This is a genomic window from Pseudomonas canadensis (genome assembly GCF_030980095.1).
Taxonomy (GTDB): domain Bacteria; phylum Pseudomonadota; class Gammaproteobacteria; order Pseudomonadales; family Pseudomonadaceae; genus Aquipseudomonas; species Aquipseudomonas canadensis.
In genome coordinates this window covers 4,924,632-4,938,008 of record NZ_CP133298.1, presented here as the reverse complement: position 1 = coordinate 4,938,008, position 13,377 = coordinate 4,924,632, and the positions used below count along the sequence as shown (strand labels likewise).

Sequence of the window (13,377 nt, the reverse complement as noted above, 5' to 3'; positions counted from 1 at the left end):
ATGTAGGAGCTGGCTTGCCAGCGATAGCGGCGTAACAGTCGATACACGCGGGACTGACCTACCGCTATCGCCGGCAAGCCGGCTCCTACACGGGTGGCGAACTATTCGAGCATCTGGCTCAACATCCAGCTTCCCGCCGGCCCTGGTGGATGTTGGCGCGACCACAGTGCATCCACCGCCACCGAGCGTGGCCAACCCCGGACGTTGAGTTCAACCAGCCCGGCATTACCAAAACGCTCCACCAACCAGCGCGGCAATTCCGCCCAGCCGAAGCCGAGTTGAGCCATCTCCATCAGCATCAGAAAACTCGGCGCCGACCATACACGGCCCGAGGGGCGCGTTTCGTTGGGGCTGATGATGCTCCCCAGGCGCAGTTCACGGTGTTGCTGCAAGGCTTGCGGGTCGATGTTTTGGACGCGGGTCAACGCGTGGGTGGGGGCGACGAACAGCGCGATTTCCGTGCGTTCGGCCACAGGCGAGCGCGTCAGGTCGGGCGGGTAAACCTCCTGGGCTTCGATCAAGGCAATCTGTGCGCGGCCGCTCTGCACCAGGGCGATCAAGTCTTCGCACTCGGCGATCAGCCATTCCAGTTCAAGGTCCGGGTAGCGTTGTTCGAACGCTTTGAGGGCGAGCTCAAAGCGTTCTGACTGGTAGGTGTCTGACATGGCGATCGTCACCTTCGGCTCCAACCCCTGGGCCAACTGGCTCGCCGCCAACTCCAGACGGCTGCTGGCCTCCAGTACCTGCTCGGCGCGTTGCAGCAGCACCTGCCCGGCGGGGGTCAGTGTCGGCTTGCGGCTGCTGCGGTCGAACAGCACCACATCCAGGTCAATCTCCAGGCTCGCCACTGCCGCACTGACAGTGGACTGGCTCTTGCCCAACTTGCGCGCTGCGGCAGAAAAAGAGCCTTGGGTCGCGGCCTGGACAAACGCTTGCAGCACTTCGTGGGAGGCCATGACTATCGCCTTGATCGATGGTTATTAGTTATGAAGTATCGATTCAAAGGGTAATCATGGCAACCATCGTCACTCACGGAGAAGGGTCATGCACCCCACCAAGTCGATTACTGAACGTGTTTGCCAAGCCCTGGGTTTTGAAGGCCTGGCGTTGTTGATCTGTACACCACTGCTGGTCTGGATCACCGGCCGGCCGGCGCTGGAAATGGGCGCGGTGACCTTGGGTCTGAGCCTGCTGGCGCTGACCTGGAACATCATTTTCAACAGCCTGTTCGACCGCCTCAAGGTGCGCCTGCAACTCTCGGGCGGCGGTTGGACGCGGGTGTTGCATGCGCTGATGTTCGAAGGCGGACTGATTATCGTCGCGGTGCCGTTGATCGCGGCGTGGCTGAACATCAGCCTGATGCAGGCGTTTATGCTCGACATCGGTGTACTGCTGTTTTTCCTGCCGTACACCTATGTCTATCACTGGGGCTATGACGTACTGCGCGAGAAGTTTCTACAGAAACATGCCGCCCGACGCCTCGATGCGCTGCCCCGTGATCCAGTTGCTGCCGTCGGCCAGCAGGACGCCGATGGCACCGCCGATATCGTCCGGTAAGCCTGCCCGGCCCAGGGCTGTGTTGTTGGCGACCATCGTATTGAGCGCCGCATTGTCGCGCACGGCGCCGCCGCCGAAGTCGGTTTCGATGGCGCCGGGCGCGAGGATGTTCACGGTGATCCCACGCCCGCCCAACTCCTTGGCTTGATAGCGGGTCAGCACTTCCATCGCACCTTTCATCGACGCATACGCCGCATACCCCGGCAGGCTGAATCGCGCCAGACCGCTGGAAATATTGATGATGCGCCCGCCATCGCTGATCAGCGGCAGCAGTTTTTGCGTGAGGAAAAACGGCGCCTTGAAGTGAATCGCCACCAGTTGGTCGAACTGCGCTTCGGTGGTCTCGGCAAAGCTGGCGTGGGCGCCGATGCCGGCGTTGTTGATCAGAAAGTTGAAGTGATCCTGTGCAAATACATCCTTGAGCAAGCGGCCGACTTCACCGACAAAGCCATCGAAGCTGCCACTCTGGCTCACATCCAGTTGCAACATGGCGGCGCGGCCACCCAGAGCTTGAACCTGTTCGACCACCGCTTGGGCTTCAGCCGCCGCGCTGTGGTAAGTGCCGATGATGTCAACGCCCTGTGCCGCCAAGTGCAACGCGGCGTTTTTACCCAGGCCACGGCTGGCGCCGGTGATGAGTGCGATTTTACGGGTCATGGTGCAGTCCTCTCAGGTGATCAGTGGCAGCGAGTGTATTTATTCGCGCATAACGTGATAAACAGCGCTATACCGGAATCACTGGCCGGATAAGGCGAACAATCCCATGAACAAACTTGAGCTGCTGCGCACCTTCGTGCGCGTCACCGAACTGTCGAGTTTTACCCAGGCCGGCGAGAGCCTGGGCCTGCCGCGCTCTACCGTGTCGGAACATGTGCAGGCGCTGGAAGAGTTGCTCGGCGCGCGTTTGCTGCAACGCACCACGCGCAAGGTGCAGGCGACCCAGGATGGCCGTGTGCTGTATGAGCGCAGCAAGGACTTGCTGGCGCACATGGAAGAGTTGGAAGGGTTGTTTCGCCAGGATGAGGCGCAACTGACCGGACGGATTCGCGTGGACATGCCCAACGTGATGGCGCGCAGCATGATTCTGCCGCACCTGCCGCTGTTCATGGAACGCCATCCGCTGATCCAGATGGAAATCAGCAGCTCGGACCGCCAGGTGGACCTGATCGCCGAAGGCTTCGACTGCGTGTTGCGAGTAGGCGCCCAGCCCGATCAAACCGTGGTGGCGCGCCGGGTGTGCAGCATGCCGATGGTCAACTGCGCGAGCCCGGCCTACCTGCAGCGCTACGGTGTGCCGCAGACCCTGGCGGACTTGGCGGATCATCAATTGGTGCATTACGTACGGCCGTTGGGCGCACGCTCATCCGGCTTCGAATACCTGTCGGGCGGCAAAGTGCTGCGGGTGCCGATGGCCGGGCGTGTCACCGTCAACAGCACGGATGCCTATCAAGCGGCGTGTCTGGGCGGCTTCGGCATTACCCAGGTGCCGTTGCTGGGAATACGCAGCTTGTTGGCCAATGGAGAACTGGTGTCGGTGCTGCCGGATTACCCGGCGCCGCCGTTGGACGTGTCATTGCTGTATGCCGGCCAGCGTCACTTGCCGTTGCGGGTGCGGGTGTTCATGGACTGGTTGGCCGCGACGTTGCACGCCCACCTTTAACGCCGCGCCGACAATTGCTGCGGTGCCAGGAACGCGTCGTGGAAGTAATCGCGCACCGCCTGCATCGCCGGGGTAAACGCGCGTTCGCGGTGCCAGGCCAGGCCCACACTCATCGGCGTCACTGGATCGGTGACGGTGAGTGTTTCGATACGCTTGCCTTCCAGGGACCAGGGCCTGTGCACCAGGTCCGACAGGATCGCCACGCCGCTGCCATTGGCGACCATGCTGCGCACCGCCTCCACCGAACTGGTGCGCAGGCGCACCTTGGGCGTCTGCCCGGCTTGTTCCCAATAACGCATGGCGCTGTGTTCGGCCTCGTCGACGGTGAGCAGGATGTAAGGCTCCCGGGCCACATCCGCCAGGCTCACGGCGCCGCGTTCGCACAGGGGATGATGGCTGGGCAGCCATAGGCGGCGCTCCGAATTGAACAGGATTTCCGAGACGATATCCGGGTGAGTGAGGTTGGCAGTAAGTACCACCGCCATGTCGAACTGGCCGTCGAGCAACCCTTGTTCGATGGCCTGACGTTCCTGCTCAAAGACTTCGATGGTTACGTCCGGATGCCAGTGTTCCATGCGTTGCAAGTGATGGGGCAGGAAGTAGCCGAGCACCGTGTAACTGGCCGCCAAGCGCAGCACGCCGCGCGCGCGGTAGTCGGGCAGCGGGCTGTTCAGCGCGTCATCGACACTGCGCAGGATCACGTAGGCACGGTTGAGAAAGTGCCGGCCCGCGTCGGTCAGGTTCATGCCTTGGGCTGAGCGCACGAACAACTGCACACCGAGCATGGCTTCCAGTTCCTTGATCGCCGTGGTCACCGCCGATTGCGAGATGTTCAGGTGGATGGCCGCCTGGGAAATCTGGCCGATTTCGGCGGTGGCGACGAAGTAGCGCACTTGGCGCAGGGTCAGGGACATGCCGGGCTCCTCCAGTGGGTGGTGGTATGGAGTATCTGATTTTCAGAAGATGGGCCATCTGATAATAGATCTTCCCAAGGGGTCAAGCCGCAGCCTACTTTTCCTCCATCACTTAGGCGGAGCGACTCTGATGCAGGCAGTGGATTTCAATTCGGACATGGGCGAAGGCTTCGGCCCCTGGACCATCGGCGATGGCGTCGACGCCGAGCTGATGGCGTACATCAGCTCGGCCAACATTGCTACCGGCTTCCATGCTGGCGACCCCGGCACCATGCGTCGTACGGTCGAGCGCGCCAAGCAACTGGGCGTGGCCATCGGCGCGCATCCGGGTTTTCGGGACCTGGTCGGTTTTGGCCGTCGCCACATCAACGCACCGGCCCAGGAACTGGTGGACGATATGCTCTATCAGCTCGGCGCCCTGCGGGAAATCGCCCGGGCCCAAGGTGTGACCCTGCAACACATCAAGCCCCACGGCGCGCTGTACATGCACCTGGCCCGTGATGAAGAAGCGGCGCGGCTGCTGGTGCAGAATCTGCAAATCATCGAACCGACGCTGTTGTTGTACTGCATGCCCAACTCGGTGATCTGGCGCGTGGCCAAGGAGCTGGGGCAGCCGGTGGTGCGGGAGTTTTATGCCGACCGTGAGTACGATCTGACCGGCTCCATCGTGTTTACCCGCAATGTGCGAGCGCTCGATCCTGCGACGGTGGCGGCGCGCGTCTTGCGGGCTTGTCAGACCGGGCTGGTGCGAACCGTGGAAGGCGAAGACCTGTTTATTGAATTCGATTCCATCTGCCTGCACAGCGACACACCGGGTGCCCTTGAGTTGGTAGAGGCGACCCGCGAAGCGTTGGACCGAGCGGGCATCACCGTCAAAACACCACAATAAAAACGATTCCTCAATTTTTTCGCCTGCCTTTCTACAATGATTCCAAGAGGAACAGACATGGCTGAAACATCTCCCATCCGCTACAGCTTCGGCGGTGATGAACACCTGTTTGCCGAGGTCAGCGACAGCATGTCCCTGGAGGCCTTTTTCAAAGGCATGGCGGTGACCCGTGCCGTGGAGCGCCTGGCGCTGGAAGGCGTGCTGGATGTGTGCCTGGCCAACGCGTCGTTCCAGATCCGCTTTGACCCCGACCGCATCGCCCCGCATGTGCTGCTCGATGCGGTGCAGACCGCCGAAGCCCAAGCTGTGGCTGAACGCACCTTGCACACGCGCATCATCGAAATCCCGGTGCTGTACAACGACCCGTGGACCCACGAAACCCTGATGCGTTTTCGCGACCGCCACCAAGACCCCAGCGGTACGGACCTGGAGTACGCCGCGCGCATCAACGGGCTGGCCGATGTCGAGGCGTTTATCGCCGCCCACAGTGGTGCGCCGTGGTTTGTGTCGATGGTCGGATTTGTGGCGGGCCTGCCGTTCATGTTCCAGATGGTCGAGCGCGAGCGGCAATTGCAGGTGCCCAAGTACCTGCGACCGCGCACTGATACGCCGAAACTCACCCTCGGCCATGGCGGCTGTTTTGGCTGCATCTACTCGGTACGCGGTGCCGGCGGCTACCAGATGTTTGGTGTGACCCCAGCCCCGATCTACGACCCGGCGCAGCAACTGGCGTACCTCAAGGAACACATGGTGTTCTTCCGTCCTGGCGATATCGTGCAGTTCAAACCCATGGACCGTGAGGCCTACGACTTGGCGGTGGCCGACGTGGATGCAGGACGTTTCGACCTGCGCATCCGTCCCGTGGAATTTTCCCTCGACGCCTTTCTCGCCGACCCCATCGGTTATCCGAAATCCCTGCAGGAGGCACTGGCATGATCAAGGTCCTCAAACCCGGCCTCGCCACCTCCGTGCAGGACCTTGGCCGTGAAGGCTATTACCACTTGGGCATCCCGCCGTCGGGTGCATTGGATCAATATGCGTTGAGTGCAGCCAACCACCTGGTCGGCAATCCAGTCGGCGCGGCGGGCCTGGAATGCACGCTGATCGGCCCCGAACTGGAGTTTCAGCAGGACGCGCTGGTGGCCCTCAGCGGCGCCTTGATGTCGCCGCGCCTGGACGGTGAAGTGGTGCACCAGGACACCGCGTTCCAGGTCCGCGCCGGGCAGGTGTTGCGCTTCGAGTTTCCCAAGGCGGGCGCACGGACCTACCTCGCGGTGGCCGGCGGGATTGACGTGCCGTTGGTGCTGGGCAGTCGCTCGACTTACACCCTCGGCGCCCTCGGCGGGTTCCACGGGCGGCGCTTGCAGGAAGGTGATGAACTGCCCATCGGTGCAGCCAGTGGCGTGGGCCGGGCGGGCAACAGCCTGCCGATGGCACTGCGCCGATCAGTGGGCGGTGATGTGACTCTGCGTGTAGTGCCGGGGCTGTATTACGAGCGCCTCACGGAGGCGGCCAAGAGTAGCTTTTTTGCCGAACCGTGGACCGTGGGTTCCGAAGCCGACCGCATCGGGTATCGCTTCAAAGGCGGGAGTGCCTTGAGTTTCCAGCCACGTGAGCAGCCGTTTGGCGCGGGGTCGGATCCGTCGAATATCGTCGACAGTTGCTACCCGATTGGCTCGATCCAGGTACCGGCGGGATTGGAGCCGATTGTGTTGCACCGGGATGCGGTGTCGGGCGGTGGCTACGCGATGATCGGTACGGTGATCAGCGCCGACTTGGACCTGATCGGCCAGATGCAGCCGAACCAGCGGGCGGGGTTTGTGGCGGTGACGCTGGAGGAGGCGTTGGAGGCGCGGCGGGTGTACAAAAAACGGCTGAAGGCTATGACTGGGCTTTTCAATCACTGAAGAAATACAAATCCAAATGTGGGAGCGGGCTTGCTCGCGAATGCGGTGGATCAGTCAATTAATAGGCTGACTGACACTCCGCATTCGCGAGCAAGCCCGCTCCCACATTGTTGCCCTGTGTGGTGTCAGAAGAGTTGGGTGAACAGCCAGTAGAGGCTACCTGACAGCAGGATGGCCGCTGGCAACGTCAGCACCCACGCCATCGCCAGGTTGCGGATTGTGCGCATCTGCAACCCGCCGCCGTTCGCGACCATGGTCCCCGCCACACCCGACGACAACACGTGGGTGGTCGACACCGGCAACCCATACATATCCGCCGCGCCAATCGTCAGCATCGCCACCATTTCTGCCGAGGCGCCTTGGGCGTAGGTCAGGTGCGTCTTGCCGATCTTCTCGCCCACGGTCACCACGATGCGCTTCCAACCGACCATGGTGCCCAGGCCGAGGGCGATGGCCACGGCGATCTTCACCCACAGCGGAATGAAGCGTGTGGAGCTGTCGATCTGTTGCTTGAACAGTTGCAGCTTGCCCTGGGTATCCGCGTCGAAATTGCCGACCTTGCCCTTGTCCATCAGGCGAATGGTTTCGCTGGTCAGGTACATGTCATTGCGCACGTTGCCCACAGCCTCGGCGGGCACTTTGGCCAAGGAACCGTAGCCTTTGACTTCATCACCGATCTGCCCGGCCAGGGCGGCGAGGGCGGGGACCAGTTCTGGGGTAGCTTCCTTGGTACGCACGTAGGTCGAGAGGATCGGGCGCGGGTCGCCGGTCAGTGCCTGCGGCGCGCTTTTCACCAGCGCCACTTGGGTCACTTCGGCCACCGCCGCGAACTGCAGCGACTGCTCGGCGGGCATGGTGCGGTTCAGTGCGTAGGCCATCGGCAGGGTGCCGACCAGGATCAGCATGATCAGGCCCATGCCTTTCTGCCCGTCGTTGGAGCCATGGGCAAAAGACACGCCGGTGCACGTGGCAATCAGCATGCCGCGGATCCACCACGGTGGCGGGGTGTCGCCTTTGGGTGCCTTGTACAGCGCGCGATTCTTGACGAACGCGCGCAGGGCCAGCAACAGCATCGCCGCAAAGGCAAAGCCGATCAGCGGCGACAGCAGCAAGGCGTAACCAATCTTGATTGCCTGGCTCCAGTCCACGCCGCTGGTGCCATCACGCCCGTGCATCAGGGCATTCGCCACGCCGACGCCGATGATCGAACCGATCAATGTGTGGGACGACGACGCCGGCAAACCCAGCCACCAGGTGCCGAGGTTCCACAGGATTGCGGCGATCAATAGGGCGAAGATCATCGCGAAACCGGCCGACGAACCCACCTGCAGAATCAACTCCACCGGCAACAACGCAATGATGCCGAACGCTACCGCGCCGCTGGAAAGCAGTACGCCAAGGAAGTTGAAAAAGCCTGACCACACCACCGCAAAATGCGGCGGCAAGGAGTTGGTGTAGATCACCGTCGCCACGGCGTTGGCGGTGTCGTGGAAACCGTTGACGAACTCGAACCCCAGGGCGATCAACAGCGCCACCCCCAGCAGCAAGAAGGGCGTCCAGGTGGTGAGTTGGGCGCCCATTTCGTGCATGTCATGCATCAGGCTGTAGGCGGTGAACAACAAGCCCATGGCGAGCACGGCGAAGAAGATGATTACCGTCACCAGGCCGGGTTTCTTGTCCAGCCTGGGTTTTGGGTCTGCAGGTGAGGCGTGTGTGGAGGCAGTCAGGGAAGGGGTGGCCATGCCGGAGCATCCAGTGTGATGAGGATGTCGTTCATAGTCATTGCAGAATGTTACAGAGATGCTGCCATACATCAGTGTTTAGGTGATTGAGCTGGCCGCTGGTCAGTAATCCTTGCGCTTTCTGAAGGCCCAGCGCCCGGCAATCAACGTGAAGGTCGCGACGAGCGCCACCAGAATCCAGAAGCCTTCCGGGTCTTGGGAAAGCGGCACACCGCCCACGTTCATGCCAAAAAAGCCGGCGATGATGTTGATGGGCAACGCCAGCACTGTCACCACGGTAAGGGTGAACAGCGTGCGGTTGCTTTGCTCGTTGAGGTTGGCGGCGATTTCTTCCTGCAACAACTTGATGCGTTCACCCAGGGCCATCAGGTCGTTGATGATCAACGCAAACTCCTCGGTGGATTTGCGCAGCTCCTTGACGTCTTCCTTTTGCAACCACTGCGGCGGCCGGTTGAGCAGGCGCAGCAGCGAGCCCGGCTCGAGCGCCAGCAGGCGTTGCAGGCGCACCAGCACCCGGCGTGCGGCGCCGAGTTCGGCGCGGTTGGTGGACAGGCGCGAGGACAGCAACTGGTCTTCGATATGGTCGACGCTGATGCTGGTCTTGCGCACGATCTGGGTCAGCACTTCACCCTGGTCGCGTAACAGGTGCACCAGTAAGGCCAGCGGCGAGCGAAAGCTTTCACCGGCTTTTACCGACGAGCGCAGTTTATCCACCGAGTGCAGCGGTTGCAGGCGCGCACTGATCAGCAAGCGGCTGCGGGCGCAGACCCACAGCGTGGAAATGTCCGACGAGACCATGCTGCTGAAGTTGAACACTACGTCGTTGACCACCGCCAGCAAGGCCGAGTCGACGTGTTCGATGCGCGTGGAACGCGAGCCTTCGTGCAGGGCTTCGAAGAACTCTTCCGGCAGGTCCAGGTGGGCCTGCATCCAGCGCTCGCACGCGGCGTGGGCTAGGTTCAGGTGCAGCCACAGGAATTCTTCCGGGTCACCCGGTTGGCGCAACGCCTGGAGCGCCGCCGCCGAATCTATCTGCTCACCCTTTTCCCCTGGGCGAAAACGAAAACCGTAGAGCAAGCCAAACAGGTCGGAATCCTGGTGGCTGTGATCGATGCTGTGGTTCATGAGGGCTCGCAGAAAAAGCGCCTGTAGGAGATTTCACAGGTTCGCATGCGCGAATCATTGCAAGTGGATTTGACAGTTTTGTGACGGTTTTGAATTTATTTCGTAGTGATGACATTTATTTGACCGTTTGTCAGGAGCCGTTCAAGAAGGCTCTAATCCGGCCGATTCAAGGCATCAAGGCGCGCTGTGGATGGGCGGTGCCTTTTGATTACAAGGACGTTAGGCGTGCACGCACCAATTCCTTGTATCGAGGCTTTTCCCCGATGAATGTTTTGCGAACCTCCTTGAGAGCACAAATCCTGTCGCTGCTCGGTGGCAGTCTTTTGGCGATGCTGTTGATCGCCCTGGCCTGTTTCAATTTTTTGTCCAACGGGGTGCAGAGCTATCGCAGCTTGATCGATGGGCCGCTGCTGACTTCACAATTGATTGACGAGGCCAACCTGCAATTCAAGGTGCAGGTTCAGGAATGGAAAAACGTCCTGCTGCGCGGCAAACAGCCTCAGGACATGGAGAAATACTGGAATCAGTTTCAGGACCGCCAGCGCGACGTTCAAGGCATCCTCACCCGGCTGGTCACCCAGACTCGCAGCGACCCGAGCCTGAGCCGACGCATCGAAACCTTGCGCCAGGAACACCAGCAACTCGGCGTGGCTTACCAGAAGGGCCGCGATGCCTACGTGGCCGCCGGTGGCGATGCAACGGCCGGCGACACCGCGGTGAAAGGTGTGGATCGCGCCGCCAGTGAGCAGATGAGTGCGTTGGTCAGCGACCTGCGCGAACAAGGCAGCCAGCAATCCAAGGCCATCAGCGCCTATGCCGAGCGCACCGTGCTAGTGGGGCTGGCGATCATGCTGTTGTCGGGTGTGTTGATCGGTCTGTTCAGCCTGTGGTTGATCAACCGCAACCTGATCCTGCCGATCCGTGGCTTGATCGACTACGTGACGCAACTGAGCCATGGTCGCTTTGCCGAGCGTGTTGCCAGCCGTCGTCAGGATGAGCTGGGCCACCTGGCCGCTGCCGCGAATACCTTGCGTGACTTTCTTGCCGAAACCTTCAGCCGTTTACAGCGCAGTGCTACCGACCTGGTCAGCGCCAGCGGCGAGTTGAATGCCATCGCCGGGCAGATGGCGACGGGCACCAATGATCAATTCAACCGAACCGACCAGGTGGCCACGGCCATGACTGAAATGTCGGCCACCGCCCAGGAAGTCGCGCGCCACGCCGCCAGTGCCTCCCGCGCGGCGGACGAGGCCGATCACTCGGCCCGCGAAGGCGGTGAAGTGATGAAAGTCACTATTGCCACCATCGGCCAGATGCGTAACGAGATCCTGAATACCGGCACCATCATCCGCCGCCTGGAAACCGACAGCGTGCGCATCGGCAAGGTGCTGGAAGTGATTCGCGGCATTGCCGAGCAGACCAACCTGCTGGCGCTCAATGCCGCGATTGAAGCTGCGCGCGCAGGCGAAGCCGGCCGTGGTTTTGCGGTGGTGGCCGATGAAGTGCGAAGCCTGGCGCAACGCACGGCGGCGTCGATCATCGAGATCAACGGGATTATCGAAGCGGTACAGACCGGCGCGGTGGATGCGGCTGAAGCCATCGTGAGTGGCCAGTCGTGCAGCGATGAGAGTGTGGAAAAGGTCACGCAAGCCGGTGCCATGCTGGCTCACATTACCCAGGCGGTGGAAGCGATCCGCGACATGAACCGCCAGATCGCCACGGCGGCCGAGGAGCAGACGTCGGTGGCGGAAGATATTTCGCGCAACATCACGCAGATCACCACCGTGGCCACGGCCAACCTCGATAACGTCAAGCGTACCGAAGCGGCTAGTCACAACCTACGTGGGCTGTCAGGTGAGTTGAATGAGGTGACGGCGCGCCTTGGCGCCTGATCAAACGGTCGGCAAGCTGAACGTGAACACGGTGCCGTGCTGCTCGGTAGTGGACACGCTCAGCTCACCACCGTGGGCATCGGCAATCTGCTTGACGATGTACAACCCCAGGCCGAGACCGGCTTGGGGCGCATCGGTAACTGGACGCGCGTAGGGCTGAAATAATCGCGGCAGGGCTTGTGCGCTGATCTGCCCCGGGTTTTTCACCGTCAGCGTGAACTGCGACTGCTCGACCCTTGCCGTGACTTCAACCGGGCCATCGTGACTGCCGTGGTGGATGGCATTGGCGACCAGGTTGGAGAGCAGTTGCGCCAGTCGCTCCCGGTCACCTTTGAGCCCTTGAAGTTCGCCGATATGCGCAACAATTTCGCGTTGTGGATGAACGCTCTGCACCTCAGACACCACATGTTGCAACGCAGCCTGCAAGCCCTGGCAATCACCCATGCTCAAGGGAATGCCGCTGCCCATGCGCCCGCGGGCGAAATCCAGCACGTCCTCCACCAGTTGCGCCGCGCGCCGACCGCTGGTGAGGATATGGCGCACAATCTTGTCAGTGGCGGGGTCGGGGTGTTTGCGCAGCAGTCGCTCAGCGCCGAAGTTTATGGCGAACAACGGGTTACGCAAGTCGTGCCCGAGCACCGCGATGAATTGTTCACGCAATTCGGCGGTGCCACGTTCTTCCTGCAACTCGGCTTCGGTTTGTTGCTGGCTTTCTTCGGCTTCGATCTGCAGCGACAGCACGCGTGCAAACGACTCCATAGTTGATTGGATGGTGCTGCTGCGCAGTGACGCGGGGTTGGGGTCCAGCGCGCAGATGGTGCCGAAGAAGCGCCCATCGGTGCGGAACACCGGTACGGAAATGTAGCTTTCAAACTGATAGATACGTGGCGTGTGGTGGTCGTGGTAAAGCGGGTCTTCGCTGGCTTTGTCGATCACCACGGACACGTGTGAACCGCGGATTTCGTGGCAGATCGTGGTGGTCAGGTCCAGCTCGCCTCCCACACCCAGGCCGAAACCCAGGTTGTCGAGCACCGCGCAGGCCGTCCAGGTGTCTTCCGTTACGCGAGCAACAGCGGCAAACCGCAGGCCGGTCATGTCACTGATCACCTTGAGCATGGCCGGTACAGCGCTGATACGCCCGATAGTGGCGATGTCGGCGGCTTTTTGCCCCATGTAACGGTCCCTGTTCGGGTGCAATGGCGTTATGCCTTGGCTGTAGCTTGAGAGTCTAACGGCCTTGTACTATGTGGGGGTAATTTCATTCGTCTCCAAGGCAGATTTCCTACGGTTTGCCGACGAGCGCCCACAAAAAACGCCACCCGAGGGTGGCGCTGTTTTGTTCAGAGGGTAATCAAGTGTCCAGCTTGTCTTCCAGCACAGCACCGGTCTTGGCATCGAGCTTCACTTCAAACTTCTTGCCAGCGGTGTCGGTCAAGTCAACTTCGTAGACCAGCACGCCGCTGTTGTTATGGTCCAACTCGGTGTCAGTGATGGTGGCACCCGCGTGTTTGGCCACGGCGGCAGCATTGAGTTTTTCGAAAGGCATCACTGCGCCGGACTTGACCAGGCCTTCAATCTGGTCTGGACGAACATCGGCCTGGGCCAGGCCAGCGGTCAGGGTCAGGGCGGTAGCGGCGAACAAAGCGGTCAGGGTTTTCATGATGTGTATCCTTCTGGTGAGCTGTTTAAGT

13 protein-coding genes are annotated in these 13,377 nt (G+C 61.2%); 6 read left to right on the top strand and 7 right to left on the bottom strand.

All coding sequences use genetic code 11. From position 1 onward, the window contains the following. Positions 1-101: 101 nt before the first annotated feature. Positions 102-956 (bottom strand): LysR family transcriptional regulator, encoded by an 855-nt coding sequence (locus RB216_RS22910; RefSeq protein WP_028617658.1) that lies wholly within the window; start codon positions 954-956, stop codon positions 102-104. Between the two features lie 88 nt (positions 957-1,044). Here RB216_RS22910 and RB216_RS22905 point away from each other — a divergent pair, with 88 nt between their 5' ends. Further along, complete coding sequence (locus RB216_RS22905; RefSeq protein WP_122685443.1) at positions 1,045-1,557, top strand: multidrug/biocide efflux PACE transporter; 513 nt, start codon at positions 1,045-1,047, stop codon at positions 1,555-1,557. Here the strand turns inward: RB216_RS22905 and RB216_RS22900 are convergent. Beyond that, positions 1,456-2,214 carry an SDR family NAD(P)-dependent oxidoreductase gene (locus RB216_RS22900; protein ID WP_068932340.1) on the bottom strand — a complete coding sequence of 253 codons (759 nt, stop codon included), beginning with the start codon at positions 2,212-2,214 and terminating at the stop codon, positions 1,456-1,458. The two genes, RB216_RS22905 and RB216_RS22900, sit on opposite strands and share 102 nt — an antisense overlap. A gap of 106 nt (positions 2,215-2,320) precedes the next feature. On the opposite strand from RB216_RS22900, the gene RB216_RS22895 reads away from it, so the two are divergent. Continuing rightward, a complete protein-coding gene (locus RB216_RS22895; protein WP_308907936.1) occupies positions 2,321-3,217 on the top strand; it encodes a LysR family transcriptional regulator in 897 nt (298 codons plus the stop codon). Here RB216_RS22895 and RB216_RS22890 read toward each other — a convergent pair. Beyond that, on the bottom strand, positions 3,214-4,131 hold the full coding sequence (locus RB216_RS22890; RefSeq protein ID WP_308907935.1) for a LysR family transcriptional regulator: 918 nt from the start codon (positions 4,129-4,131) through the stop codon (positions 3,214-3,216). The genes RB216_RS22895 and RB216_RS22890 overlap by 4 nt on opposite strands. A 130-nt stretch (positions 4,132-4,261) precedes the next feature. Here RB216_RS22890 and RB216_RS22885 point away from each other — a divergent pair, with 130 nt between their 5' ends. From RB216_RS22885 to RB216_RS22875, 3 genes are read left to right on the top strand one after another with little or no spacing between them, the layout of a single operon-like run. Continuing rightward, positions 4,262-5,020 (top strand): 5-oxoprolinase subunit PxpA, encoded by a 759-nt coding sequence (locus RB216_RS22885; RefSeq protein WP_122685439.1) that lies wholly within the window; start codon positions 4,262-4,264, stop codon positions 5,018-5,020. Between the two features lie 57 nt (positions 5,021-5,077). After that, complete coding sequence (locus tag RB216_RS22880; RefSeq protein ID WP_028617653.1) at positions 5,078-5,956, top strand: 5-oxoprolinase subunit B family protein; 879 nt, start codon at positions 5,078-5,080, stop codon at positions 5,954-5,956. After that, complete coding sequence (locus RB216_RS22875) at positions 5,953-6,927, top strand: 5-oxoprolinase subunit C family protein (protein ID WP_122685437.1); 975 nt, start codon at positions 5,953-5,955, stop codon at positions 6,925-6,927. The genes RB216_RS22880 and RB216_RS22875 overlap by 4 nt, the downstream gene beginning before the upstream one ends. A 125-nt stretch (positions 6,928-7,052) precedes the next feature. Here the strand turns inward: RB216_RS22875 and RB216_RS22870 are convergent, their stop codons facing one another. Both RB216_RS22870 and RB216_RS22865 read right to left on the bottom strand, forming a co-directional pair. Next, on the bottom strand, positions 7,053-8,669 hold the full coding sequence (locus RB216_RS22870; protein ID WP_028617651.1) for an inorganic phosphate transporter: 1,617 nt from the start codon (positions 8,667-8,669) through the stop codon (positions 7,053-7,055). A gap of 102 nt (positions 8,670-8,771) precedes the next feature. After that, the gene (locus RB216_RS22865) at positions 8,772-9,794 is read right to left on the bottom strand and encodes a transporter (protein ID WP_016978332.1); all 1,023 of its coding nucleotides are present in this window, start codon (positions 9,792-9,794) and stop codon (positions 8,772-8,774) included. Between the two features lie 263 nt (positions 9,795-10,057). Here RB216_RS22865 and RB216_RS22860 point away from each other — a divergent pair, with 263 nt between their 5' ends. Beyond that, positions 10,058-11,686: a methyl-accepting chemotaxis protein gene (locus RB216_RS22860; RefSeq protein WP_308907934.1), complete on the top strand. Its 1,629-nt coding sequence runs from the start codon at positions 10,058-10,060 to the stop codon at positions 11,684-11,686. On the opposite strand, the gene RB216_RS22855 is transcribed toward RB216_RS22860, so the two are convergent. Both RB216_RS22855 and RB216_RS22850 read right to left on the bottom strand, forming a co-directional pair. Next, positions 11,687-12,859, bottom strand: coding sequence for a GAF domain-containing sensor histidine kinase (locus RB216_RS22855; RefSeq protein ID WP_068932333.1), 1,173 nt, complete (start codon positions 12,857-12,859; stop codon positions 11,687-11,689). 178 nt (positions 12,860-13,037) lie between these two features. Beyond that, positions 13,038-13,346 (bottom strand): PepSY domain-containing protein, encoded by a 309-nt coding sequence (locus RB216_RS22850; protein ID WP_028617648.1) that lies wholly within the window; start codon positions 13,344-13,346, stop codon positions 13,038-13,040. Between the last annotated feature and the right edge of the window lie 31 nt (positions 13,347-13,377).

Coding starts and splice junctions, on each gene's coding strand:
- RB216_RS22910 (WP_028617658.1), bottom strand. CDS start 956: ATGGCCTCCCACGAAGTGCTGCAAGCGTTTGTCCAGGCCGCGACCCAA.
- RB216_RS22905 (WP_122685443.1), top strand. CDS start 1,045: ATGCACCCCACCAAGTCGATTACTGAACGTGTTTGCCAAGCCCTGGGT.
- RB216_RS22900 (WP_068932340.1), bottom strand. CDS start 2,214: ATGACCCGTAAAATCGCACTCATCACCGGCGCCAGCCGTGGCCTGGGT.
- RB216_RS22895 (WP_308907936.1), top strand. CDS start 2,321: ATGAACAAACTTGAGCTGCTGCGCACCTTCGTGCGCGTCACCGAACTG.
- RB216_RS22890 (WP_308907935.1), bottom strand. CDS start 4,131: ATGTCCCTGACCCTGCGCCAAGTGCGCTACTTCGTCGCCACCGCCGAA.
- RB216_RS22885 (WP_122685439.1), top strand. CDS start 4,262: ATGCAGGCAGTGGATTTCAATTCGGACATGGGCGAAGGCTTCGGCCCC.
- RB216_RS22880 (WP_028617653.1), top strand. CDS start 5,078: ATGGCTGAAACATCTCCCATCCGCTACAGCTTCGGCGGTGATGAACAC.
- RB216_RS22875 (WP_122685437.1), top strand. CDS start 5,953: ATGATCAAGGTCCTCAAACCCGGCCTCGCCACCTCCGTGCAGGACCTT.
- RB216_RS22870 (WP_028617651.1), bottom strand. CDS start 8,669: ATGGCCACCCCTTCCCTGACTGCCTCCACACACGCCTCACCTGCAGAC.
- RB216_RS22865 (WP_016978332.1), bottom strand. CDS start 9,794: ATGAACCACAGCATCGATCACAGCCACCAGGATTCCGACCTGTTTGGC.
- RB216_RS22860 (WP_308907934.1), top strand. CDS start 10,058: ATGAATGTTTTGCGAACCTCCTTGAGAGCACAAATCCTGTCGCTGCTC.
- RB216_RS22855 (WP_068932333.1), bottom strand. CDS start 12,859: ATGGGGCAAAAAGCCGCCGACATCGCCACTATCGGGCGTATCAGCGCT.
- RB216_RS22850 (WP_028617648.1), bottom strand. CDS start 13,346: ATGAAAACCCTGACCGCTTTGTTCGCCGCTACCGCCCTGACCCTGACC.